This is a genomic window from Micromonospora sp. RP3T, assembly GCF_003027925.1.
In the GTDB taxonomy this organism is placed as follows: Bacteria; Actinomycetota; Actinomycetes; order Mycobacteriales; family Micromonosporaceae; genus Micromonospora.
The window spans coordinates 39,474-63,994 of the sequence record NZ_PYPS01000032.1; the positions used below are offsets into that span (position 1 = coordinate 39,474).

A 24,521-nucleotide genomic window follows, 5' to 3' on the forward strand; every position below is an offset into this window, starting at 1 on the left:
GGCATCCGTCAGGTGATCAGCAGGATCCCGACCACGATCAGCGGCACCGAGACGAACAGGAAGATGCCGACGCCGGTGAGCACCCGGCCGCCGCCGCCGTCCTCCCGCTCCGGCGCCAGCCCGAACGTGGACCGGGCCGGCAGCATGCCGATCCGGCTCAGCGTCAGGTCGCCGGTCATCCCGATCACGGCCCCGACCAGCATGAACGCCACGCCGACCCGATGCACGAAGTCGCCGCCGCTGACCGCCACCCAGACGCCGACCGCCACCGTGATCGCCGCCACCGCGACCACGAAGAGCACAAGCGCCTCCCGCAGCCCCTGCACCACCGTCGACATGCGCACCTCCCCGGCCGGGCCGCCCGACCCGGCGACATCTTGCCGGATCGATGCGCGCCGCGCTGCCCCGTCGTCCCGTACCTCTGCCCGGCTGAGCCGGCGCGGTTACCCGCGCCGGGCGTCGGGTACGGGGAGCCGCATGGCGGAGTTGGCAGCGCTCTGGATCGTCCGGCACGGTGAGAGCACCGCGAACGTCGCGGCCACCGCGGCCGAGACGTCCGGCGCCGAACTGATCGACCTCACCCACCGGGACGCGGACGTGCCGCTGTCGCCCACCGGCGAGGAGCAGGCCCGGGCCACCGGCCGGTGGCTGGCCGGCCTGCCCGCGGAGCGCCGGCCCGAGGTGGCGGTGGTGTCGCCGTACCTGCGCGCGGTACGCACCGCCGAGCTGGCGCTGGCCGGCACCGGGGTGCCGATGAGCCGCGACGAGCGGCTACGCGACCGGGAGCTGGGCATCCTCGACGGGCTCACCGGCCACGGCGTGCGCCGACGCCACCCGGAGGAGGCACGGCGGCGGGACCGGCTCGGCAAGTTCTACTACCGTCCGCCCGGCGGCGAGTCCTGGACCGACGTGGCGCTGCGGCTGCGGGCCCTCCTCGGTGACCTGCGCCGCGACCACGAGGGCGGTCGGGTGCTGCTGTTCGGCCACGACGCGCTGGTCTTCCTGCTCCGCTACCTGGTGGAAGGGCTCACCGAGGCGGAGCTGATGGCGCTCACCCGCGAGCACGTGATCGCGAACTGCTCGTTGACCGGCTGGCGGGCCGACGACGCCGGCCGGCTCGCGCCGGAGATGTTCAACGACGTGACCCACCTGCACCGGCAGGGGGCGCGGCCCACCAGGGAGGACGAGGTTCATGCCGAGCCGGTCTGACGTGATCACCCCCGCGCTGCTGCGGGACTGGGCGCTGCCGGTGCCCTCCGGCGGCAAGGAGGCGCGCGGCACGGTGCTGGTGGTCGGCGGTTCCCGGTTCACGCCCGGGGCGGTGCTGCTGGCCGGTGTCGCCGCGCTGCGGGCCGGCGCGGGCGTGCTCCAGCTCGCCGCCCCCGAGTCCACCGCCACGGCGCTGAGCATCCAGGTCCCGGAGGCGCTGGTGGTCGGCCTGCCGGAGACCGGCGAGGGCGCGGTCCGGGGCGACCCCGGTGACCTGCTGGGCGGCCTGGTCGCCGACGCGGACGTGGTGGCGGTCGGCCCCGGGCTGACCGACATCGACGCCACCCGGGAGCTGCTGCGCCTGGTGCTCGACACGGCCGACCGGGAGACCGCCCTGGTGCTCGACGCGTACGCGCTCGGCGCGCTCAGCCACGAACCGGACCTGCTGGCCGGCTCCGGCCGCAAGGTGGTGCTCACGCCGAACCTCACCGAGGCCCGCCACCTGCTCGGCCGGGACCCCGGCGACGACCTCGACGCCGAGGCGGTGGAGCTGGCCGGCCGGTACGACGCGGTGGTCTCGCTGTACGGGCACATCGCCACCCCGGACGGCCGGGCCTGGCGGGAGGAGAGCGGCGACGCCGGGCTGGGCACCTCCGGCAGCGGCGACGTGCGGGCCGGGCTCCTCGCCGGGCTGCTCTCCCGGGGCGCCGACCCGGGGCAGGCGGCGTGCTGGGCGGCGTTCGCGCACGCGGTCAGCGGGCAGCGGCTGGTGCCCCGGTACGGCCGGATCGGCTTCCTGGCCCGTGAGCTGCTCGACGAGATCCCGTACACGATCGCGACGGTCTGACGGTCGACCCGCGGCGACGAGGGTGTGTGTAACACCACACGACATCCGCGCGCTGAGCCGGTGAAGGGCGTGCAGTCTGCGCGTCCTCCACCGGATCGGCCCCCTGGGAGTACGTGTGAAGAACCTTCGTCGCAAGACACTGGCCGCCGCGTCCGCCGTGACGCTCGGCGCCGGCCTCGCCGTCACCGGCGGCCTGGCACCGGCGGCAGCCGCCGGACCGGAGACGTCGTACCTGGTCCTCGCCCCGCAGGGCGCCACCACCGGTAGGGCCGCCGCCCGGGTGGCCGCCGCCGACGGCACCGTGGTGGCCGCCTACGACCAGATCGGCGTGCTCGTCGCCCGCTCGACCAACCCGGACTTCGCCGCCCGGGTGGCCGGCGCGGGCGTCGAGTCGGTCGCCTCCACCGCCGGCCTGGGCACCGCCCTCGACGAGGGCGAGACCGTCGAGGTCCCGCCGGCGCTGGTCGCCGACGCCACCGGCGACCCCACCCGGGAGCCGCTCTACGGCCAGCAGTGGGACATGGACATGATCCACGTCCCGCAGGCCCACGCGGTGACCACCGGCCGCCCGGACGTCGTCGTCGGCGTCCTGGACAGCGGCATCTCCAGCACCCACCCGGACCTGGCGACCCAGATCGCCAAGGACAAGAGCACGTCCTGCATCGGCGGCGTCACCGACACCACCGAGGCGGCGTGGAACCCGACCAACAGCGACCACGGCACGCACGTGGCCGGCACCATCGCCGCGGCGATCAACGGCGTCGGCGTCACCGGCGTCGCGCCGGGGGTCAAGGTGGCCGCCGTCAAGGTGGTCAACAACGACGGCTACATCTTCCCGGAGGCCGCGGTCTGCGGGTTCCTCTGGGCCGCCGACCACGGGATGCGGCTGACCAACAACAGCTACTACATCGACCCGTGGGAGCTGAACTGCCGCAACGACGCGCGGCAGCGCCCGGTGTGGCAGGCCGTGCAGCGGGCGATCCGCTACTCGCAGTCCAAGGGCGTGCTCAACGTGGCGTCCGCCGGCAACTCGAACTACGACCTCGCCCACAAGATCACCGACACCGGCAGCCCGAACAACGGGACGCCGGAGGAGCGCGCGAACCTGACCAACGCCTGCCTCGACCTGCCGGCTGAGGCGCCCGGTGTGGTGACCGTGGCCGCGGTGGGCCCGACCGGCGCGAAGAGCTACTACTCGTCGTACGGGCAGGGCGTGATCGACGTGACGGCGCCGGGCGGCGACACCCGCTTCCGGACCCAGGGCGCGCGTTCCACGTCGACCGACGGCATCCTGTCGACCACCTTCAACACCGTCACCCGCACCAACGGGTGGGGCTACAAGCAGGGCACGTCGATGTCCGGCCCGCACGCCACCGGCGTCGCGGCGCTGGCGCTGTCGGCGCACCCGGACATGACCCCGGGCCAGCTGTCGTCGTTCCTGGAGCGCACGGCGACCGCCAAGCCCTGCCCGGTGGGCGTCTACAACCCGGTCCCGCTGATCCCGACGGGCCCGAACGCGTACGACGCGACCTGCTCCGGTGGGGCGCGTAACGGGTTCTACGGCGCCGGCGTCGTCGACGCGTACACCGTGGTGAAGTAACCCGGCACACCCCTGCGGACCGGGCCCGGCACGATTGCCGGGTCCGGTCTGTTTGTCCTGGTCGGACGCCGGGTAGGGGGGCCACATCAGTCGACCTAGGAGGTACACCGGTGTCCACCGACGCGATCGTCCTGCTCAAGGAGGACCACAAGGAGATCCGCCGGCTGTTCAAGGCGTTCCAGGACGCCGAGGACGGGCCGGCGAGCCGACGCGGGAAGGTCGTCACGCAGATCCTCGAGGCGCTGACGGTGCACACCTACCTGGAGAACGAGGTGATGTACCCGGAGGTCCGCAAGCTGGTGCCGGACGTCGAGGACGACATCCTCGAGTCGTACGAGGAACACCACGTGGCGGACGTGCTCTGTCTCGAACTGCACGCCATGGACGCCGACGACGAGCGGTTCGTGGCCAAGACGACGGTGCTGATGGAGAACGTGCTGCACCACGTCGAGGAGGAGGAGCAGGAGTGGTTCCCGAAGGTGCGCGAGGCGCTCGGCCGGAACCAGCTCCAGGAGATCGGCCAGCGCATGCTGGACCTGCGGCCGACCGCGCCGAAGACGCCGACCGCCCCGAAGGCGCTGAAGAAGGCACGCGACGCCGTGGACGCCTGAGCCCTGGTGCAAGGCGGGGCCCCCTCTTGACACGTGGACGTTAAGAGGGGGCCCCGCCTATGCAGAATGCGTTAACAAGGGGCCCCTCCTTATTCGGTGCCGCCGACGAAGTCCCCGCCCGCGCCCCGGCCGGCGTGGCCAGGTCCACCCGCCCCGGCAACCCCGCAGGTCCGGTCCGGGGTCGCCCGCTAGGATCGACCCGGGCCGTGACTGGCGCGTGGAGATGGAGCACCATCGGGGAGCGGCCTCGTCATGAGGACGCATGCCGAGCGCCTGGGCCTTCCGCACGTCACCAGGAGGTCGCATGTCGCACAACGCCGAGTCCACCGCCTTCCGCAGCGCGCTGGAGGTGATCCGCGCCGTCGAGCCGCGGGTGGCGGACGCCATCGGGGCGGAGTTGGTCGACCAGCGCGAGTCGCTGAAGTTGATCGCCAGCGAGAACTACGCCTCCCCCGCGACGCTGCTGGCGATGGGGAACTGGTTCAGCGACAAGTACGCCGAGGGCACCGTCGGGCGCCGCTTCTACGCCGGCTGCCAGAACGTGGACACCGTCGAGGCGCTCGCCGCCGAGCACGCCCGGGAGCTGTTCGGGGCCGCCCACGCGTACGTGCAGCCGCACTCCGGCATCGACGCCAACCTGGTCGCGTTCTGGGCGATCCTGGCCGACCGGGTCGAGTCCCCGGCGCTGAAGAAGGCGCAGAAGCGCCACGTCAACGACCTGACCGAGGCGGACTGGTTCGCGCTGCGCCGCGAACTGGGCGACCAGCGGATGCTCGGCATGTCGCTGGATGCCGGCGGCCACCTCACCCACGGCTTCCGGCCGAACATCTCCGGCAAGATGTTCGACCAGCGCAGTTACGGCACCGACCCGGCCACCGGGTTGATCGACTACGACCGGGTGGCCGAGGCGGCCCGGGAGTTCCGGCCGCTGATCCTGGTCGCCGGCTACTCGGCGTATCCCCGGAAGGTCAACTTCCGGATCATGCGGGAGATCGCCGACTCGGTCGGGGCCACCTTCATGGTCGACATGGCGCACTTCGCCGGGCTGGTCGCCGGCAAGGTCTTCACCGGCGACTTCGACCCGGTGCCGCACGCGCACATCGTCACCACCACCACGCACAAGTCGCTGCGCGGGCCGCGCGGCGGCATGGTGCTCTGCGGTCCGGAGCTGGCCGACCAGGTCGACCGGGGCTGCCCGATGGTGCTCGGCGGCCCGCTGCCGCACGTGATGGCCGCCAAGGCGGTGGCGCTGGCCGAGGCGCGGCGCCCCGACTTCGCCGACTACGCGTCCCGGATCGTGGACAACGCGCACGCGCTCGCGGACGGGCTGCTGCGCCGGGGCGCGTCGCTGGTCACCGGCGGCACCGACAACCACCTGGTGCTCATCGACGTCTCCGGCTACGGCCTGACCGGCCGGCAGGCCGAGCAGGCGCTGCTGGACTCCGGCATCGTGACCAACCGCAACGCCGTCCCGCAGGACCCGAACGGCGCGTGGTACACCTCCGGCATCCGGATCGGCACGCCGGCGCTGACCACCCGGGGGTTGGGCGCCGCCGAGATGGACGCGACCGCCGAGCTGATCCACACGGTGCTGGACCGGACCACCGCCGGCACCGGCCCGGACGGCGCCCCGTCGAAGGCGAAGTACGTGCTGGACCCGGCGGTGGCCGAGTCGGTCGGCAAGCAGGCCGCCGACCTGCTCACCCCGTTCCCGCTCTACCCCGAGGTCACCCTCGGCTGAGCCCGCCCGCGCCCCTGCCGACCACCCGGCCGGCGGGGGCGCGGAACCTCAGCGCAGCGGGCGCTTGAGGTGGTAGCGGTGCACCTCGGTGCTGCCCTGCACGTTGTTCACGTCCTCGGCGGCGGTGACCAGCTCCCAGCCCTCCCGGCCGACGCGGTTGAGGTGCGCGACAGCGGTGTCGCCGTACGCGGTCACGTCGGTGCGGGACCCGTCCGGGCCGTACCAGACGAACGAGACGTGGAAATTCCGGCCCTGCCCCTGATAACGGCGGACCAGCAACGCGTACTCCCAGGCAACCATCCGTCCATTATCAACGGACACCGGGTCGCCGGGGAACACGGGTGGTGCCGGAACCACGACCCTGCGGCGTCAGGCCGGCGCGCCCACCGCGACCGTGGTGTCCGCGACCAGCGCCGCGAGCCGGTCCAGGCCCAGGTCGATCTGTGCCGGAGTGACCGCGCTCACCGACAGCCGCAACGCGTTCACCGGCGTGCCGGCGTCGTAGAAGTGCGCCATCGGGGTCCAGAGCACGCCGTACTCCCGGCCCGAGCGGTGCAGCAGCGCGTCGTCGACCGGGAACGGCACGGTGACCACCACGAAGAAGCCGCCGGCCGGTACGGTCCAGCCCACCGGCCCGCCGGCCGGGAAGCGGCGGGCCAGGCCGTCGACCAGGTGGCGCAGGTTGCGGGCGTACGCGGCCCGCTCCCGGACGTTCGCGGCGACGAGTGAACAGTCGTGCGCCAGCAGCGCGCCGCCGATCACCGCCTGGCTGATCGGGGACGTGTTCACCGTGACCATGCTCTTGATCTTGGCGAGCTGGTCGGCGAGCGGGCCGACCGTGCCGTCCGCGTCGCCCACCCGCTGGTCGGCGACCACGTAGCCGACCCGCGCGCCGGGCAGCACGGTCTTGGCGAACGAGCCGAGATAGACCACCCGACGCGCGGTGTCCAGCGCCTTCAGCGTGGGACGGCGGTCCACGCCGGCGGCCGGGAACAGGCCGTACGGGTTGTCCTCGATCAGCAGCAGCTCCTCCTCGGCGGCCACGTCGAGCAACCGGCGGCGCTGGGCGGTGTCCATGCTGACCCCGGACGGGTTCGCGAAGTCCGGCATCACGTAGCAGGCGCGCGGGCGCAACCCCTCGGCGCGGGCCCGGCGCACCCCGGCCCGCAGGTCGGCCAGGTCGACGCCGTCCGGGCCACCGGCCACCGGACGCACCGGCAGGTCGACCAGGCGGGCCGCGCCGGTCAGCCCGACGTACGTGGGCGCCACCGCGAACAGCACGTCGGCCGGGTCGGCCCGCAGCGCGCGCAGCACCAGGAACATCGCCTCCTGGCAGCCGACCGTCACCACGATCGTCTCCGGGTCGACGGCGAGCCCCTCGTCGACGGCGAGGTGACGGGCGACCAGGTGGTGCACGATGCCCTTGGTCCGGCCGTACTGCAACAGCGTCCGGTCCACCTGGGCCGGGCTCAGCCCCAGATCGTCGGCGAGGTGCGCGCGGAACCGCTCCAGATGGTCGGGCAGCAGCGCCGAGTCGAAGAACTCCTCGTACGGCCGGCCGGCGGCCAGCGACACCGCCTCGGGATAGTGCTGTGCCACCTCGTTGAGGAAGTTCATCGAGTTCAACGCCGGGTCGCCGACGCTGCCGTGCAGCGCCTCGACGGTCAGGTCCACCGGTTCCACGTCAGGCTCCGATCCGGGTGCGCAGCCGCCGGGCCGAGGCCGGGTCGGGGCAGCCGCTGAGGATGAGCGCGTCCCGCAGTTCGGCGGCGAGCAGCGCCAGGGCGGCCTCGGCGCCGGCCCGGCCGCCGGCCGCGAGCGCCCAGAGCAGCGGCCGGCCGACCAGCACGCCGGCCGCGCCGAGCGCGAGCGCGCGCAGCACGTCCACACCGCCGCGGATGCCGCTGTCGAGCAGCACCGCGCACCGCTCCGCCACCGCGTCGACCACCTCCGGCAGCACATTCGCACTGGCCGGGGCGGCGTCGAGCTGCCGGCCGCCGTGGTTGGAGACCACCACCGCGTCCACGCCGGCGTCCGCCGCGCGGACCGCGTCGCGCGCGTCCAGGATGCCCTTGACCAGCAACGGCACCGGGGTACGCGCGCGCAGCCAGGCCAGGTCCGCCCAGCTCACCGCCGGGGCGAAGACCGCGCCGGTGTGCACCGCCACCGCCGAGACGCCGGGCGTGCCCTGGTGGGCCAGGTCGTCCCGGCCGCCGGGCAGGTTGGCGGCGGTGACGTGCGCCGGCAGCGTGAAGCCGTTGCGCACGTCGCGCAGGCGTCGACCGAGCACCGGCACGTCCACCGTCAGCATCACCGCCGCGCAGCCCGCGCCCAGTGCCCGGTCGAGCAGCTCCGCCACCAGGCCCCGGTCGCGCAGCCAGTAGAGCTGGAACCACACCGTCGCGCCGGCCGCGGCGATCTCCTCGATCGGCGTGCTGGACAGCGTGCTGGCCACGTAGGGCACGCCCGCCGCGCCGGCCGCCGCCGCCAGCGCCGGCTCCCCGTCGGCGTGCAGCAACCGCTGGTACGCCATCGGCGCGACCGCCACCGGCAGCGCGGCCCGGCCCCCGGGCAGCGTCGCCCCGGTGCTCGGGGTGTCCACCCCGGCCAGCATCCGGGGCAGCACGGCCACCCGGTCCAGCGCGGCCCGGTTGGCGGCCAGCGCGGTCTCCGTGCCGCTGCCGCCGTCGACGAAGTCCCACACGTCGGCCGGGAGCACCGCCCGGGCCAGCCCGGCGAAGTCGGCCAGGCTGGCCGGCGACACGAAGGCCGGGCCGGCGTCAGCCACGGTCGGTCCCGACCGAGGCCCCGGCCGACGCCGGGTCCAGGCCGAAGCGTCGGCGCAGGAACGCGGCGACCCGGTCCTGGGCGTCGCGGCCGGCGTCGAACACGCCGGGCATGGCGAAGAAGCCGTGGATCATGCCCGGGTAGTCGGCCGTCTCGGTCGGCACGCCGGCCCCGCCCAGCCGCTCGGCGTACCGCTCGCCCTCGGCGCGCAGCGGGTCGTGCCCGGCGGTCACCACGAGCGCCGGCGGCAGGCCGGACAGGTCCTCGGCGAGCAACGGCGAGGCCAGCGGATGGGACGCGTCCGCCGGGTCGGCGAGGTAGTGGCCGCGGTACCAGTCCACCGAGTGCCGGTTGAACAGCAGCGGGTCCTCGTCGTCGGCCGGGCGACGGCCGGGACGTTGGTCGGTGTTCGGGTAGACCAGCACCTGGGCGGCGAGCCGGGGCCCGCCGTCGGCACGGGCCAGCAGCGTCACCGCGGCGGCCAGGTTGCCGCCGGCGCTGTCCCCGCCGACCGCCAACCGGCCCGCGTCGATCCGGAACTCGTCGGGGTGCGTGGCCAGGTGGCGCAGCGCGGCGTGGCAGTCCTGGACCGCGGCCGGGAACGGGTGCTCGGGGGCGAGCCGGTAGCCGACCGTCACGGTCTGACAGCCGGCGAGGTTGACCAGCCGGCGGCAGATCCCGTCGGCGGTGTCCACGCTGCCGAGCGTCCAGCCACCGCCGAAGAACCAGACCAGCGTGGGCAGCGGACCGTCGCCGGCCGGCCGGTGTACCCGCACCGGCAGCGGCCCGGCCGGGCCGGGCACCTGGCTGTCGCGTACCTCGGCGACCGGCTCGACCGCGCCGCCGCCGGCGCGGATCGCGGCGAGGTCGGCGGCGCGGGCCTCGGCGAGGGTCTGGGTGTAGAGCGGCACGGCGCCGGCCGTCGCCCGGGTGGCCCGCCACGCGACCACCTGCGGATCGAGCGTCATCCGGCCTCCCCGGTCGTGACGAAGAGCTTGTCGATGCCGCGCAGGAAGAGGCTGCCGCTGTAGGTGTACGGCTGGGTGACCGCGAGTCGGGGGAAGCGGGCGAACAACCGGGGCAGCGCGATCCGGCCCTCCAGTTTCGACACCGCCGAGCCCAGGCAGAAGTGCAGTCCGACGCCGAAGGCCAGCGACGGTGGGCCGTCCCGGTGCGGGTCGAAGCGGTCCGGGTCGGGGAAGCGGGCCGGGTCCCGGTTCGCGGCGGCGATCAGCAGCAGCACGTTGTCGGCGCGGGCCACCGGCACGCCGTCCAGGTCGGCGTCGGCCGGCGCGGAACGGGCCAGGAAGTGCACCGGGCTCTCCATCCGCAGCACCTCGTCCACGCAGCCACGGGCGAGCGCGTCGTTCCCGGGTAGCGCGGCGGTCACCTCCGGATGGTCGAGCAGCAGCGGCAGACCGTTGCTGAACATGTAGACGGTGGTGACGAAGCTGGCGTTGAAGAGCACGATCAGGTTGCTGATCAGCTCGTCCTCAGTGAGGTCGACACCGCCCGCGTCGAGCACCTCGACCAGCCCGCTGATCAGGTCCTCGCCGGGGGCCCGGCGGCGGTGCGCGATCAGGTCCCGGTAGTAGGCCCGCAGCTCCTCGGCGGCCTGGTTGGCCCGGGTCAGCCGCTCCGGCGTCTTGCCGGAGACGTCCATGTACTCGTCGATCCAGTCGACCCGCTGCCGGTACCAGGCCAGATCGGCGGCGGGCAGGCCGATGAACTCGGCCATCACCAGCGCCGGGACCGGGTACGCGAAGTCGGCGACGAAGTCCACCTCGGTGCCGTCCGCACCGGCCTCGGCCATCGCGTCCAGGCGTTCGGTGACGATCCGCTCCACCACCGGCTCCAGCGCGCCCAGCCGGCGCGGGGTGAAGGTCTTGGCGAACACCGCGCGCATCCGGGTGTGGTCCGGCGGGTTGACGAACATCATCGAGGTGAGGAACGTCCGCAGGATCTCCTGCTCCTCCCAGCCGGGCGGGAAGCCCTTGTACCACTCCGGATCGCGCAGGATCCGGTCCACCACGTCGTACCCGCCGGCGACGGCGGTGACGGTGCTGTGCTCGGCGCGGGTGGGCACGGCGTTGATCGGCCCGTGCGCGTGCAGGGCCGCGTAGTAGGGATAGGGGTTCTGCCGGCCCTGCTCGCTGTACAGGCCGGTCAGGATCTCACTGACGTCCACGGCGTTCTTCCTCCCCAGGAAAAGGCGGCGGGGGCGGCCGCCGTGTCGACGCCGCCCCCGCCCGGTGTCACAGCCCGAGCAGCCGCAGCGGGACGGCGTTCGCCATCGCCTGCGCGCCCGCGTCGTTCGGGTGGATGTGGTCTCCCGAGTCGTACGCCGGCAGCAGCCGGCTCGGCTGCGCCGGGTCGCGCAGCACGGCGTCGAAGTCGAGCACGCCGTCGAACTCGGCCCGGCCGGCCCCGCGCAGCCAGGCGTTGACGGCGTTGCGGGTGGCGTCCTTCTCCGCGGTCCACACGCCCGGCCCGCCGTTGCCCTCGTACGGCGTGATGGTACCGACCAGGCTGGTCAGCCCGCGCGCCTTGACCTGCTGGTTGAGCTGGCGCAGCGAGGCGATGATCGCCTCGGCGCTGTCGTCGTTCATCCAGATGTCGTTGATGCCCAGGTGGGTGATGACGGTCCGGACACCGGTCTGCGGGAACACGTCCTCGTTGAGTCGGGCCAGCGCGTTCGGGCCCAGCTCGTAGTAGCCGGGGAAGCCGCCCGCGCCGGGCTCCGGGCCCTCGTGGTTGAGCCGGTTGCCGGCCAGGCTGAGGTTGAGCACGCCCGGCGTACGGACCTCCGGCCGGGCGTCGATCAGCCGCGCGGCGAGCAGGTCCGGCCAGCGCTTGTCGGCGTTGACGGTGCTGCCGTTGCCGTCGCCGATGGAGTCGCCGAGCACCACCACCGAGCCCGGCGCGACCTTGCGCTCCACGTCGATGCCGGAGAGGAACATCCAGCAGCAGTTCGGCTTGATGGTGAAGCCGGCGCCGCCGGCCGCCGTGGTCAGGTCCGTGGCGCCGATGAAGTTGGTGACCCGGGACTGGCCGTGGAACGTGACCGGTCCGGTGAGCACCGGGAAGTACAGGGTGACCACCAGGTCCTCCTGCTCCGCCACCGGGTAGGACAGCGGGTCGCTGAGCAGTTCGGCGCCCTTGTTGATGGTGGCCGACGTGCCGCCGGAGAACGTCAGTTCCCGGACGCTGGCCGGGTCGACGTCGGACAGGTCGTCGGCGGTGGCGGTGTTCGGCCGGGCGACCGTGGCGTGCCCGACCTTGACGGCCTGCTCGCCGTAGAGGTTGGTGAGGCGGACCCGCAGGCGCGGACCACCCACCGTGGTCTGCACCGTCATCCGGATGCTCTGGTCGTTGAGGCCGGTGTTGGTCAGCCCCACGGTGTTCCCGCGGGTCACCGCGGCGGCCCAGCTCCCCGCCCACTCGGCGCGCCCGTGCCCGGCGCGGTCGGTGTCGGTGGGGCCGGCGCTCGCGGTGACCGCCGGGGTGCCGGCGATCAGCAGCGTTGCGGCGGAAGCTATGACGTGCCATCTCTTCGGGGTCGGCATCGATCCTCCATGTTCGGCAACCCCGGGCGCGGCGCGGTCGGCGCCACCTGCCCGGGCGATGGACCGGAAACTAGCCGCCGCTGGTGACGAGCGTCAATCAACCTGATCGACATGATCAAATGCCCGCGGGATGCCGGGCCCCGACGTTCGGCTCTGTCCGCCGTGGACCGCCGCTGCCTAGGCTCGGAACCGGCGGCGGTGCGGTCGCCGACCCGGCACCCGCCGTCCGAGTACCGGCCCTGACCTGGGCCGGGCGCCGCTCGCGGACAATGATGGGGGCTGCCCGATGACCGACCGGCCGAACTACGTGCACGAGGCGCTGGAGCTGTTCGCCGGGTTCGGCGACCGGGAGGCGCTGGTCGGCGGTGACCGCCGGCTCACCTACCGGCAGGTCGCCGCCGAGGTGCGCGGCCTGGCCACCGCGCTGCGCCGGCACGGCGTACGCCCGGGCGCGGCGGTGCTGGTGATGCTCGGCAACACGGTCGAGGGTCCGCTGCTGCACCTCGCGTTGCACCTGCTCGGCTGCCGCGCCATGTGGGTCGCCCCGGTCACCTCCCGCCGCGAGATCGACGAGTTCGTCGCGCTGGCCGCGCCGGAGGTGTTCGTGCACGATCCCCGCGACCCGGAGTCCGGGCAGGTCGCGGCCGGCCTGGTCGGCGTACCGGTGCTGTGTCTCGGCCCCGGCGGCGCCGGCCCGGACCTCACCGCGGGCGGCGACGCCGACGACCCGACCGACCTGCCGGCCTCCGGACCGGCGCCGGAGTCGTTCCTCCAGACCAGCGGCACCACCGGCACGCCGAAGCTGGTGCACCACCGGGAGAGCTTCTACCGGCAGGTGCTGGTGCTCGCCGCCGGCATCCGGTCCGCCGGGATCCCGCTGCTGCGGCACCTGTCGCACTCCCCGATGTGGCTGGCCAGCGGCCAGATCACCACACTTGTCAACCTGTTCACCGGCGGGGTGCTGTTCCTGCGCGAGCGGTGGGACCCGGCGGCGTTCGTCGCGACCGTGCACGCCGAGCGGCTGACCTCCACGTTCGTCACCCCGCCGATGCTGTACGAGGTGCTCGACCATCCCGACCTGCCGGGCGCCGACTTCTCCGCGATGGTCATGTTCAACGTGGGCGCCGGGCCCGCCGCGCCGGCCCGGCTGCGCCAGGCGATCGCCCGGTTCGGCCCGTGCCTGCGGATCGTCTACGGGCTCAGCGAGGCGGTGGTGATCTGCGCGCTGCCCGGGCTCACCGACGATCCGGAGCACCCGGAGCGGCTGCGCTCCTGCGGCCGGCCGTACGGGGACGTGACGGTCGAGATCCGCGACGCCGACGGGCGGGTGCTGCCGGCCGGCGTCGACGGCGAGGTGTGGGCCCGGACGAAGCTGAGCTTCGCCGGCTACCACGGTCAGCCGGAGCTGACCGCCGAGACGCTCGTCGACGGCTGGGTGCGCACCCGCGACATCGGGCACCTCGACGACGACGGTTTCCTCTACCTGGTCGACCGGTTGCAGGACCGGATCCTCACCCGGCAGCGGAGCTGGCCGATCTACTCCCGCCCGATCGAGGACGTGCTCGCCGGCCACCCCGAGGTCCGGGCCGCCGCGGTGATCGGGGTGCCGGACCCGGTGGCCGGGGAACTGCCGTACGCGTACGTGGTGCCGGCGCCGGGCGCGTCGGTCACCGGCGACGACCTGATCGCGCTGGTCGTCCGGGAACTCAGCGAGACCTGGGCGCCCGGCGCGGTGGAGTTCGTCGACGCGCTGCCGCTGAACCGGTCCGCGAAGGTCGACAAACGGGCGCTGCGGGCCCGGTACGCACAGGAGCACCCGGCCGGCGCGGACCCGATCGGCAGTCCGGCGTGAACCCGCGCCGGGAGTTGTACACCCTGGTCGGCGCCGACCTGCTGTCCAACCTCGGCACCCGGATCTCGGTGGTGGCCATTCCCTGGCTGGTGCTGGAGACCACCGGCAGCCCGACCCGGATGGGCCTGGTGGCCGCCGCGGAGACGCTGCCGTACATGCTCTCCAGCGCGCTGGCCACGCCGTGGGCGGACCGGTTCGGCGTCCGCCGTACCTCGATCGTCGTGGACGCGGCCAGCGCGGTCGCGATGGCGGTGGTGGCGCTCGCGCCCTGGCTCGGCTTCGGCACGCTGCTGGTGCTGGTGGCGATCGCCGGCGGGCTGCGTGGCATCGGCGACCGGGTGAAGCACGTGCTGTTCAAGCCGGCCGCCGAGCGGGCCGGGGTGCCGCTGATCCGGCTCACCTCCGCCTACGACGGGCTGGCGCGGGGCATGACGCTGTTCGGCGCGGTGCTGGGTGGGCTGCTCATCGACTGGGTGGGACTGACGCCGGCGATCTGGATCGACGCGGCCACGTTCGCGGTCTGCGCGCTGCTGATCGGAGTGCTGGTCCGGCCGCCCGCGCCGACGCAGCCGGCGCCCCGGGAGCCGTACCTGCGGGCGCTGCGCGGCGGGTTCGCGTACCTGCGTACCGACCGGACGCTGCTGGTCATGCTGATCGTGGTCTCCGCGTCCAACATGTTCGCCAACGCCAGCGTCGCGGTCTGGATCCCGCTCTGGGTCAACGAGGTGCTCGGCGATCCGGCCGGGTTCGGGCTGCTGCTGGGCGTCTTCTCGGCCGGCGCGTTGCTGGGCAACCTGCTGTTCACGCTGGTCGGCACGCGGCTGCCCGGACAGGCGGTGTTCGCGCTCGGGTTGGCGCTCAGCGGCGCGCCCCGGCTGCTGGCGCTGGCGCTCAGCGACGACCTGGTGGTGGTGCTGGTGGTGACGTTCCTGTCCGGGATCGGGATCGCGGCGGTGAACCCGCTGCTCGGCGCCGCGCTCTACCAACGGGTGCCGGCGGCGTTGCAGACCCGGGTGCTGGGCATCTCCGGCTCGGTGGCGTTCCTCGGCCTGCCGGTGGGCGCGCTGCTCGGCGGCTGGTCGGTGGCGCTGTTCGACCTGGGTCCGGCGTTGCTGGTGATGTCGGTGGCCTGTCTGGTGCTCACCGTGGCGCCGCTGCTGTTCCTCCGCTCCGGCGCCGGCCGGCCGGCGCCGGAGCCGGTCGCCCCCACCCCGGCCTGACCGCGGTGTCGGAGCGACCGCGGCGCGCACCGCCACTCTTCGGGACCGCGCAGGCAGGCGTGAACCGCTACTCTCTGGCTGCCGCGGGTGTCGCCGGCGGGCAGTGACACGGGGGAAGTCGAGGAAAGAAACGTATGAGCGTCATCCGAAAGCGTCGCACCCGGAAGATGGCGGCGTTCGTCGCCGTGGCCTTGTCGGCGAGCATGATCGGCGGCGGAGCCGCGCAGGCGGTCAGTGGCGTCAGCCCCGTGCCGGCCGGCAGCTACTCGTTCACCGCGAAGATTCAGAACGACCTGCGGGCCTGCTCCGCGGTGCTGGTCGCGCCGACCTGGGTGCTGACCACCGCGAGCTGCCTGGCGGAACCGGGCCAGCAGCTCGTCGCCGGCCCGCCCACCCGACGCACCACCGTCACGGTCGGCCGAACGGATCTGAGCACCACCGCCGGGCACGTCCTCGCCGTCACGGCCGTGCTCCCCCACCCGACCCGCAACGTCGCGCTCGCCCAGGTGGAGAAGCCGGCGAGCGGGGTGCCGCCGGTCGCCGTCGGCGCGTCCGCCGCGTCGGGCGAGGAGCTGCTGGCCGCGGGCTTCGGCCGGACCGCCACCGAGTGGGCGCCGGACAAGCTGCACGCGGGCACGTTCACGGTCACCGGCGTCAGCACCGACGCGCTCACCGTCGACGGCAGCGCCTCCGCCGCCAGCCTGTGCCGGGGCGACGCCGGCGGCCCGCTGCTGCGCACCGGCGCCGGCCAGCCGCAACTGGTCGCCCTGCACGACACCTCCTGGCAGGGTGGCTGCCTCGGCGAGACCGACACCCGGCGCACCGCGACCGAGGTGCGGGTGGACGGTCTGGCCCCGTGGATCGCGGCGAGCACCAGCAACAACAACTACGTGGCGCTCTCCCCCGGCGGGCTCCTGCTGGACACCCGCACCGGCACCGGCGCCCCCGCCGGGCTCCGCGGCGCGAACAGCACCACCGACTTCCCGGTCCTCGGCGTCGGCGGGGTCCCCGCGGCGGGCGTCTCCGCGGTCCTGGTCGACGTGACCGCGGTCAGCCCGACCGCCAACACGTTCCTGACGGTGTTCCCGACGGGCTCCACCCAGCCGGCCACCTCGTCGCTCAACGCGTCGGCTGGTGAGACCATCTCGACGACCCAGGTGGTGCGTCCGGGCCCGAACGGCCGCGTCTCGGTCCACAACCCCGCCGGCAACGTCCACGTCGTCGTGGAGGTGCACGGCTACTTCACCGGCGGGGCGGGCGGCGGGCTGGTCGCCGTGCCGCACACCCGGGTGGTCGACACCCGCGACGGCACCGGCACCACCGTCGGCAAGATCCCGACCAACGGATCCCGGACGTTCACGTTCACCGGCGGCGTCGTCCCGAGCGGCGCGACAAGCGTGTTCCTGGACGTGGCCGTGGTCGGTTCGACGAGCGCCAGCTTCCTGCGGGCCTACCCGGAGGGCGGGGCCGACGCGACCAGCGTGCTCGACTACGTCAGCGGGGTCACCTCGCAGGGCGTCACGGTCAAGCTCTCCTCCGCCGGTCGGGCCACCTTCTTCAACAAGGGCCCCGCGGTCGACCTGGTGATCTCCGTGCAGGGCTACGTGACCGCCGCCGCGTCGGGGGGTGCCGAACTGCGGCCGGTCCCGGCCCTGCAGGTGGTCGACACCCGGGCCAACGGCGGCACGCCGATGACGGCGCGGGGGGCCCTGTTCGTCAACCTGACCGACCCGGTGGGCATCTCGCCGGACGCGATGGGCGGCGCCCTGCTCTCGGTGACCACGGTGGGCCCGACCGGCTCGGGTTACCTGACCGTCGAGTCGGGCGCCGGCCCGTTCGCGACCACTCCTGACGGGCCGGTGGTGACCAGCCAGTCCGTGGCGAACTTCGCCGCCGGCCAGATCGCACGCACCACGATGGTGATGGTCAGGGTGAACGACGCCGGCCCGCGCTACGCGACCAGGAACATCCGCATCCTGAACGTCAGCGGTGGCACGACGCATGTCATCGTCACGCTGCACGGCTGGTTCAACCGGCCGCCGGCCGCCTGAGCGGCCGTACGACCGGCGTCCGCCGCCCCGACCGTCCGATCGGTCGGGGCGGCGGACCGCTTTCCCCGTCCCGGCCGCTCGGCTAGCCTCCCGGTCATGTCATCGACGTTGACCGAGGCCACGGATCCCTGGTGTCTGCGCCCCGGCGAGGCCGCCGACCTGCTGAGTGACCATCCGTGGCACCGGTTCGTGGTGCTCGGCGACAGCGTCGCGGAGGGCCTGTGCGAGCCGCTCGACGGCTACCCCGACGTGCAGTGGGCCGACCGGGTCGCCGCCGAGTTGCGGGCGGTGCGCCCGGAGCTGGCGTACCTCAACCTGGGGCGGCGCGGGCTGCGGGCGCACGAGGTGCGGGCCACGCAACTGGCCGACGCGCTGGCCTTCGGGCCGGACCTGGCGCTCGTGGTGTGCGGTGGCAACGACGCGTTCCGGCCCGGCTACGACCCCGACGCGGTCGACGGGGAGCTGGCCGCGATCATCACCGCGTTACGTGACGCCGGGGCAGACGTGATCACGGTGGGCATGTTCGACGTCTCGCACAGCCCGGCGGTGCGGGACACGCTGCGGGCCGGGCTGGGCGCGCGGATGCGCCGGCTGGCCCGGCACACCCGCGCGGTGGCCGAGCGCCTCGGCACGCTGCACGTGCACCTCACCGACCATCCGCTGGTCGCCGACCCGTCGCTCTACAGCGGCGACGGCCGGCACGGCAGCGCCCGCAGCGACGCCGTCGCCACCGCGGAAACGCTCCGGGTCCTCGCCACCCACCACACCCGTCGTCGGTAGGGCGACGCCCGCCGCCGGTGACGGGCCGGTTCCGCGAACGCCGTCGGCAGGTCTGCCGGGGCCCCGGCCGGGCCCCGGAGCGGCCGGGCCGACCACCGAATGATCGGGCTCCCGCTGCCCGAGCCGGCCCGACCCGGCCCGCCCCGTGGACAGCGGCGGGTGCCGTGGGCCGGTCGAACCGACGCCGGACGGCCCTCGCCGCCGGCGACGGTCGGGCCTACGAGCGCCTTTCGAGCTGATGGCGTGGACGACTCAGCAACCCGCGCCCGCCACCCCGCACTGCCCTGGCTGACGCCCTCACCACCCGCCGCCCCGCACGCCCGACTGCCCACCCGCCCCGCACGCCCCCGCCCCGCACACCCCGACCCCACGGCCATCCGCGCACGCCCGCTCGTGCGCGGGCCCGCTCGTGCGTCCGTGCGCGCCACGCCCGGGGCGGGGCGGGCTTCGGTGAGTCGTTTCCGCCCTCAGCTCGAAAGGCGCCCCGAACCGACGTCCTTCCCACCACCACGCGTTGGCCAAGGAGTCGTCGTCGGGTCCACCGCGGTACGGGACGGGTACTCCTTGATCACGTCACCGCCCGGCGGGGGCGTCCGGAGGCGGTCCGGGGCGGTCGGGGGTCAGGAGGCCGGTGAGCAGGGCACGCAGGGTGCGGGCGAAGAGGTCGCCGTCGGGCGGGGTGGCGGCGTCGGCGAACGCGGCGGCCAGGTGGGGGTACGCCGCCAGGTCGACGTGCTCGAACGTGACCGTGCCGGTGGTCGCCGCGCTGCGGGCGAAGAGCGTGACCACGCCGGTGACCATGGCGACCGCCTCGAACTTGGCGACGACGCCGGCCGGCACCGGTTGCAGGACGCGCAGGCAGGCGTCGAAGTAGGCGAGCGTGTTCGGCCCGGGCGTCGCGCGCCGGCCGAGCGCGTCGGCCAGCCACGGGTGCCGCCGGTGCAGCGCGAGCTGGCGGCGGGCCAGCCGCAGGAACTGCTCGACCCAGTCGCCGTCGTCGCCCGGGTAGGGCCGCAGCTCCCCCACGCACCTGTCGACCATCAGGTCGAGCAGGTCGTCGCGGGACGACAGGTGCCGGTAGAGCGAGCCGGCGGCCATGTCCAGCGCGCCGGCCACCGCCCGCATCGACACGGCGTCCAGCCCGCCGGCGTCGGCGAGCGTGACCGCGGCGGCGGCGATCTCGTCCCGGCCGTGCGTCGGGGTGGGCCCGCGGCTGCCGCGTGGCGGCCGGCTCCAGATCGACGGGCCGGGAGAGCCGCCGCCAGCCGGATTCGGGGATGCGCCGCTCACCACCCCACTGTAAACTGCAAACGGCGTTCGCAGTTTCAGGGGGTCGGAGGGAGCGGTCATGCAACGGATCACGGCCACGGACGGCGCGGGCATCGTCCTACACTCCACGGGCACCGGGCCGGGGCTCGTGGTGGTGCACGGCGGCGGGGTGACGATCGCGGAGTACCGCCGGTTAACCGCGCGGCTGGCCGAGCGGTTCACCGTGCACCTCTACAACCGGCGGGGCCGGGCGGACGCCCCACCCCGCCGCGAGCCGTACACGGTGGAGCAGGAGATCGACGACCTCGGCGCGGTGCTCGCGCACACCGGCGCCCGGTGGGCGGTCGGGCACAGCTACGGCGCGTTCGTGGTGCTGCGGGCCGCGCTGCGACTGCCGCTGGAGCGGATCGCCGTCTATGACGCCCCGCTGCGGCTGGCCGGGCACGGCATGCCGATGGCGTTCCTCGAACCGGCCGAGGCGGCCGTCCGGGCCGGGCAGACCGCCCGGGCGCTGGCCATCGTGGCCGCCGCCGTCGACCCGCAGAACCCGGCGTCGCGGCTGCCGCTGCCGGTCCGGGCCGCGATCACCCGGCTCTTCCTGCGCACCGAGATCGGGCGCACCATGAGCGCGCTGGTCGGGATGACGCTCGCCGAGTCACGGCAGATCCTGGTGCACGACGGGCCGGCCGAGCAGTACGCCGGCATCACCGCCGACACGCTCCTGATCAGCGGCGCCCGGGCCGCGCCGTTCTTCACCGAGACCAACGAGCTGCTGGCCGCCGTCCTCCCGCACGCCCGCACGCTGCGCGTGCCGGGCAGCCCGCACAACGGCATCGCGGTGGCACCGCCCGCCCTGATCACCCCCCTGACCGCCTTCTTCACCACCCCGGCCCAGGGCGGGATCAGTCGGTGAGCAGGATGCCGGACATCAGCACGCCCCGGGCCAGGTTGAGGACGCCCTCGCAGCCCGGGTAGCCGACCCGCGCCAACGCGCCGGAGGCGGTGCGGTCGAACAGGTACGGCGCGAGGCTGTACGGGACGTCGGCGGTGACCGTCTCGCCGGTCTCGATCCGCACGAAGTCCATCGCCACCCGGTCCGCCTGGTGGTAACGCTGGAGGATGTGTCCGCCCGCGTCGATCGCGGCGCGTACCCCGTCCTCCCAGGCCACCGCGCTCAGCTCCGGCCCGATCAGCACGCCGTGCCCGGCCGACCCGCCGGCCGGCTTGGCGACCAGCTCGGCCTGCTCGGCCAGCGCCCGGTCGAGCTGGTCGGCGGTGAGCGCGACGGTGTGCGGCACGTACCGGCGGACCAGCACCCGGTCGGGCTCCGGCAGCAGGTCCAGGTCGGCCCAGAGCCAGGCGTAATTGAGCTTGTTGCTGAGCAGCCAGGCTGCGCTGCTGACGAACATCGGCAGCGTGCCGGCCGCCAGCGCGTCGGCCACCGCGTCCAGGCCGGCGCCGGGCGTGACCCGGTTCGGCACGAACAGCCGGAACAGCGCGTCCACCGGGGCGCCGCCGACCACCAGCCGACGCTCGGCGTCCAGGGTGGCGGTGGCGACCGGCGCGATCACCAGGTCGATGCCGAACGGCCGGGCCTGGTCGACGAGCGGCGAGAGGATCCGGATGAACGTCTCCGGGTCGTCCAGCCCCGGATACTCCGCCTCGAAGTCCATCAGCAGGGCCACCCGCGCGCCGTCGGGCAGGCCGAGCGTGTCCCGGATCGCGACGAACCGTTGGTCCAGCAGGGACGGCGCGGGCCGCACCCGGTCGAGCAGGCCGGCGTCGCGGTACAGCTCCGCGTACCGCTGGATCACGGTGTCGGCGTCGAAGCCGCCGCCGAGGCTGCTGTCGATGTTGTACTCCACGATGCACGGCACGCCGCCGGAGAACAGCACGTCCGGCCGGTACGCGGCCAGCAGCCCGTCGTGCAGCTCCTCGTCCGGGTCGAGCAGCCGGGTCTCGCCGTCCGGCACGTCGAGCAGCCGGCGCAGCTCACCGGCGGTGCGGGCGCGCCGCTGGCACGCCTCCAGGATGAGCTGGGCGATCCGGTCGCAGACCTCGTTCAGCTCGCGGAACGCGTCCGCGGTGAGCACCGGCGGGCGGGCCAGCCGCCACCGCGTGTTGTAGGTGGCCCGGCCGTGGAAGATCTTCTCCCAGGCGCCGGCGCCGGCCGTCACCATGGCCGACCGGGTGGCCTCGGGCAGGTCGGTCCACGCCGCGCCGAGCGGCGGCCACGGATAGTTCGGGTCCATCGTTCATCCGTCCTTGAGGGTCAGTTGGATGGCGGCGGTGAGCTGGTCCCGACCGGGCTGCACCGCCCGGTCCAGGGCCGGCGCGAACGGCAGCACCGCGCCGTCGGGCCGGGTGACCCGCCGCGGCGGGGCGGCCAGCCGGACCCGCTCCACCACGGTCGCGATGATCTCCCCGGCGATGCCGCAGGACCGGTTGCCGTCGTCGACCACGACGAGGCGTCCCGTGCGGCTCACCGAGTCGACGAGTCCGTCCCAGTCGAACGGGTACAGCGTGCGGGGGTCGAAGACCTCCACCGACGCCTGACCGGCCAGCTCCTCGGCGACCGCGAGCGCCTCGTGCACCAGGTGCCCGACCGCGACCACTGTGACGTCGTCGCCGGCCCGGCGGACCACGCCCCGCCCCAGCGGCACCGGCGCCGGGTCGGCCACGTCCTCCCGCAGGTCCAGCGCGCCGGCCGGGGCGAAGACCACCACCGGGTCGTCACAGCGGATCGCGGAGACCAGCAGCCCGTACGCGTCGGCCGGGGTGGCCGGCACCACGGTGGTCACCCCGACGTGGGCGAACAACGCGTACGGGTGGTCGGAGTGCTGCCCGGCCCAACCGGTACGGGAGCCGGAGCCGGGCACCAGGTAGGTGACCGGCACCGCGCACTGGCCGCCGGTCATCAGCGGGAACTTGTGCGCGTGGTTGACGATCTGCTCGAAGACCAGGAACAGCAGCGACGGGATCTGGAACTCCACCACCGGCCGGGCCCCGGCCAGCGCCGCGCCGGTGGCGAAACTGGTGAACGCCTGCTCCGACAGCGGCGTGTCGCGCACCCGCTCCGGGCCGAACTTCTTCACCAGCCCGGTGGTGACGTTGGCGGCGGCCACCCGGATGTCCTCGCCGAGCACCACCACCGACTCGTCGCGGGTCATCTCGTCGGCGAGCGCCCGGGTGAGCGCCCTACGGTAGGAGAGCCGGGGCATCAGCCACCTCCGGTCCGGGCGGTCAGCCCGCTGGCGTACAGGTGGTCCAGGGCGGTTGCCGGGTCCGGGTGCGGGCCGGCCAGCGCGAAGTCGACGGCGGCGGCCAGCACCGCCTCGACGGAGGCGTCGATCTCGGCCCGCGTCGCCGGGTCCAACCGCCCGCCGGCGATCTCGACCGGGTCGCGGGAGCGGCCGTCGGCCACCTCCTGCGGCGGCCGGTAGTCGAGGCGTACCCGGTGTTCGAAGGTGTGGTGGGCGTCGAACCGGTAGGTGTGCGCCTCGATCAGCTCGGGTCCGCCGCCGGCGCGCATCCGCGCGACGGCGGCGGCTGCCGCCGCGCGTACCGTCTCCGGGTCCTGGCCGTCGACGGCGGTCGCCGGCATGCCGAACGCCTCGGCCCGCCCGGCGATCGTGCCGGCCACCGCGCCGGCGACCGGCATGGTGGTGGCGTAGCCGTTGTTCTCGCAGACGAACAGCACCGGCACCCGCCAGAGCGCGGCCAGGTTGAACGCCTCCAGCAGCATCCCCTCGTTGACCGCGCCGTCGCCGAAGAACGTGGCGCCGACCAGGTCGGTGCCGCGCCGCCGGCGCTCCCACACCGCGCCGGTGAGGATCGCGCCGGCGGCCCCGACGATGGCGTTGGCGCCGAGCACGCCGACGCCGAAGTCGGCGGCGTGCATCGACCCGCCGCGGCCCCGGTTGAGCCCGGTGACCCGGCCGCACAGCTCGGCCAGCATCCGGGCCGGGTCGGCGCCCTTGGCCAGCACGTGCCCGTGCCCGCGGTGGGTGCCGGTCACCAGGTCACCGGCGGTCAGCGCCGCGCACACCCCGGCGGCGATCCCCTCCTGACCCAGGTACGGGTGGATGCCGCCGACGATCTCCCCGGCGTCGACCAGCTCGATCGCGCGCTCCTCGAAGCGGCGGATCAGCCGGACCGTCCGGTAGAGCGCGGCCGGGTCGGGGCCGGTCACGCCGGACGGCCCTCCTTGATCGCGGCGAGGATGTCGTCCCAGAGCCGGGCCCGGGCGGCCAGCGCGTCGTTCACCGTGTCCGCGCACTCCTGCCACTTGACGTCGTCGTCGCCGCACAGGTCGGCGAGCATCTGCATGGCCATCGGGGTGTGCTGCTCGCCGTCGACCTCGATGTGCCGCTCCAGGTAGTCGACGAACGTGTTCAGCCGGTTGCTGCGCTCGTTGACGGCGACGACCTGGGTGAACATCTCCGGGATGAGGTCCTCCCGGCCGAACGCGAACGCCGCCGCCTGGCAGTGCACCGGGGTGGTCTCGATGATCCGCCAGGTGGTGCCCGCGAACGCCGCCGACGGCGCCGGCACCCCGGCCTCGCCGAACGACTCGGTGACCGGCCGGCCGGCGCGCAGCAGGTCGACCAGCTTGTCGACGGGGGTGGTGTCCGCGCCGGCCTCGGTCATGCCGCGCACGTAGAGCTCGAAGTGGCTGATGTAGCCCTCGCCCAGCTCGTCGCTCTCCTCGACCATGACGATGTCGTTGATCAGGCGGCGGCTGCCGGTCGGGCCGGTCGGGATCCACGGGACCGTGACGCAGGTGAGCTGGCGCTGCAACGACTTCAGCAGCGACATGAAGTCCCAGACCGCGAAGACGTGGTGCTCCATGAACGTCACCAGCGCCTCATGGGTGTCCAGGTTGGCGTAGAGCGGGTGGTTGACCACCACGTCGCGGCGTTCGGTCACCGCCCGCTCCAGCCGCTCGATGCCCGGGTGCGTCTTCCCCCAGTCGTACCGTGACATTG

At 74.1% G+C, this 24,521-nt stretch carries 22 protein-coding genes and 1 riboswitch; of the genes, 10 read left to right on the forward strand and 12 right to left on the reverse strand.

What is annotated here, in order from left to right:
* Positions 1-8 precede the first annotated feature (8 nt).
* On the reverse strand, positions 9-338 hold the full coding sequence (locus tag C8054_RS23575) for a hypothetical protein (protein ID WP_107160265.1): 330 nt from the start codon (positions 336-338) through the stop codon (positions 9-11).
* A 139-nt stretch (positions 339-477) separates the two neighbouring features.
* Here C8054_RS23575 and C8054_RS23580 point away from each other — a divergent pair, with 139 nt between their 5' ends.
* The 5 genes from C8054_RS23580 (at position 478) to C8054_RS23600 (ending at position 6,008) form a co-directional block, all read left to right on the forward strand.
* Positions 478-1,209, forward strand: a complete 732-nt coding sequence (locus C8054_RS23580; protein ID WP_107160267.1) for a histidine phosphatase family protein — start codon at positions 478-480, stop codon at positions 1,207-1,209.
* Positions 1,193-2,056 (forward strand): NAD(P)H-hydrate dehydratase, encoded by an 864-nt coding sequence (locus C8054_RS23585; protein ID WP_107160269.1) that lies wholly within the window; start codon positions 1,193-1,195, stop codon positions 2,054-2,056. Before C8054_RS23580 ends, C8054_RS23585 begins: the two co-directional genes overlap by 17 nt.
* Before the next feature lie 115 nt (positions 2,057-2,171).
* Positions 2,172-3,656 (forward strand): S8 family serine peptidase, encoded by a 1,485-nt coding sequence (locus C8054_RS23590; RefSeq protein WP_107160271.1) that lies wholly within the window; start codon positions 2,172-2,174, stop codon positions 3,654-3,656.
* A gap of 110 nt (positions 3,657-3,766) precedes the next feature.
* Entirely contained in the window at positions 3,767-4,267 is a 501-nt protein-coding gene (locus C8054_RS23595; protein WP_107160273.1) for a hemerythrin domain-containing protein, read from the forward strand.
* A gap of 196 nt (positions 4,268-4,463) precedes the next feature.
* A riboswitch (ZMP/ZTP riboswitch) is annotated at positions 4,464-4,553 on the forward strand.
* An 18-nt stretch (positions 4,554-4,571) separates the two neighbouring features.
* Positions 4,572-6,008, forward strand: coding sequence for a glycine hydroxymethyltransferase (locus C8054_RS23600; RefSeq protein ID WP_107160276.1), 1,437 nt, complete (start codon positions 4,572-4,574; stop codon positions 6,006-6,008).
* A gap of 48 nt (positions 6,009-6,056) precedes the next feature.
* Here C8054_RS23600 and C8054_RS23605 read toward each other — a convergent pair whose 3' ends face one another.
* From C8054_RS23605 to C8054_RS23630, 6 genes are all read right to left on the reverse strand, one after another.
* A complete protein-coding gene (locus C8054_RS23605; RefSeq protein WP_107160278.1) occupies positions 6,057-6,308 on the reverse strand; it encodes a hypothetical protein in 252 nt (83 codons plus the stop codon).
* Positions 6,309-6,377: 69 nt separating this feature from the next.
* Positions 6,378-7,691, reverse strand: a complete 1,314-nt coding sequence (locus tag C8054_RS23610) for a PLP-dependent aminotransferase family protein (protein ID WP_107160280.1) — start codon at positions 7,689-7,691, stop codon at positions 6,378-6,380.
* Between the two features lies 1 nt (position 7,692).
* Positions 7,693-8,796 (reverse strand): alpha-hydroxy acid oxidase, encoded by a 1,104-nt coding sequence (locus tag C8054_RS23615; protein WP_107160282.1) that lies wholly within the window; start codon positions 8,794-8,796, stop codon positions 7,693-7,695.
* Positions 8,789-9,763: an alpha/beta hydrolase gene (locus tag C8054_RS23620; protein WP_107160284.1), complete on the reverse strand. Its 975-nt coding sequence runs from the start codon at positions 9,761-9,763 to the stop codon at positions 8,789-8,791. Before C8054_RS23620 ends, C8054_RS23615 begins: the two co-directional genes overlap by 8 nt.
* The gene (locus C8054_RS23625; RefSeq protein WP_107160286.1) at positions 9,760-10,983 is read right to left on the reverse strand and encodes a cytochrome P450; all 1,224 of its coding nucleotides are present in this window, start codon (positions 10,981-10,983) and stop codon (positions 9,760-9,762) included. Before C8054_RS23625 ends, C8054_RS23620 begins: the two co-directional genes overlap by 4 nt.
* A gap of 67 nt (positions 10,984-11,050) precedes the next feature.
* Positions 11,051-12,334: an SGNH/GDSL hydrolase family protein gene (locus tag C8054_RS23630; RefSeq protein ID WP_199199898.1), complete on the reverse strand. Its 1,284-nt coding sequence runs from the start codon at positions 12,332-12,334 to the stop codon at positions 11,051-11,053.
* A 313-nt stretch (positions 12,335-12,647) separates the two neighbouring features.
* On the opposite strand from C8054_RS23630, the gene C8054_RS23635 reads away from it, so the two are divergent.
* The 4 genes from C8054_RS23635 (at position 12,648) to C8054_RS23650 (ending at position 18,264) form a co-directional block, all read left to right on the forward strand.
* The gene (locus C8054_RS23635) at positions 12,648-14,213 is read left to right on the forward strand and encodes a class I adenylate-forming enzyme family protein (protein ID WP_107160291.1); all 1,566 of its coding nucleotides are present in this window, start codon (positions 12,648-12,650) and stop codon (positions 14,211-14,213) included.
* Positions 14,210-15,433 (forward strand): MFS transporter, encoded by a 1,224-nt coding sequence (locus C8054_RS23640; RefSeq protein WP_107160294.1) that lies wholly within the window; start codon positions 14,210-14,212, stop codon positions 15,431-15,433. Before C8054_RS23635 ends, C8054_RS23640 begins: the two co-directional genes overlap by 4 nt.
* Positions 15,434-15,567: 134 nt before the next feature.
* On the forward strand, positions 15,568-17,484 hold the full coding sequence (locus tag C8054_RS23645; protein WP_107160296.1) for a trypsin-like serine protease: 1,917 nt from the start codon (positions 15,568-15,570) through the stop codon (positions 17,482-17,484).
* A 96-nt stretch (positions 17,485-17,580) separates the two neighbouring features.
* Positions 17,581-18,264 carry an SGNH/GDSL hydrolase family protein gene (locus C8054_RS23650; RefSeq protein ID WP_107160298.1) on the forward strand — a complete coding sequence of 228 codons (684 nt, stop codon included), beginning with the start codon at positions 17,581-17,583 and terminating at the stop codon, positions 18,262-18,264.
* Between the two features lie 573 nt (positions 18,265-18,837).
* On the opposite strand, the gene C8054_RS23655 is transcribed toward C8054_RS23650, so the two are convergent.
* Complete coding sequence (locus C8054_RS23655; RefSeq protein WP_233220104.1) at positions 18,838-19,554, reverse strand: TetR/AcrR family transcriptional regulator; 717 nt, start codon at positions 19,552-19,554, stop codon at positions 18,838-18,840.
* A gap of 58 nt (positions 19,555-19,612) precedes the next feature.
* Here C8054_RS23655 and C8054_RS23660 point away from each other — a divergent pair, with 58 nt between their 5' ends.
* Positions 19,613-20,446, forward strand: coding sequence for an alpha/beta fold hydrolase (locus C8054_RS23660; protein ID WP_107160313.1), 834 nt, complete (start codon positions 19,613-19,615; stop codon positions 20,444-20,446).
* Here C8054_RS23660 and C8054_RS23665 read toward each other — a convergent pair.
* From C8054_RS23665 to C8054_RS23680, 4 genes are read right to left on the reverse strand one after another with little or no spacing between them, the layout of a single operon-like run.
* Positions 20,436-21,785: a hypothetical protein gene (locus C8054_RS23665; RefSeq protein WP_107160315.1), complete on the reverse strand. Its 1,350-nt coding sequence runs from the start codon at positions 21,783-21,785 to the stop codon at positions 20,436-20,438. The genes C8054_RS23660 and C8054_RS23665 overlap by 11 nt on opposite strands.
* Positions 21,786-21,788: 3 nt before the next feature.
* Positions 21,789-22,754: an alpha-ketoacid dehydrogenase subunit beta gene (locus C8054_RS23670; RefSeq protein ID WP_107160317.1), complete on the reverse strand. Its 966-nt coding sequence runs from the start codon at positions 22,752-22,754 to the stop codon at positions 21,789-21,791.
* On the reverse strand, positions 22,754-23,725 hold the full coding sequence (locus tag C8054_RS23675; RefSeq protein WP_107160319.1) for a thiamine pyrophosphate-dependent dehydrogenase E1 component subunit alpha: 972 nt from the start codon (positions 23,723-23,725) through the stop codon (positions 22,754-22,756). Before C8054_RS23675 ends, C8054_RS23670 begins: the two co-directional genes overlap by 1 nt.
* Positions 23,722-24,519, reverse strand: a complete 798-nt coding sequence (locus C8054_RS23680) for a DUF3050 domain-containing protein (protein WP_107160321.1) — start codon at positions 24,517-24,519, stop codon at positions 23,722-23,724. Before C8054_RS23680 ends, C8054_RS23675 begins: the two co-directional genes overlap by 4 nt.
* Positions 24,520-24,521: the final 2 nt, after the last annotated feature.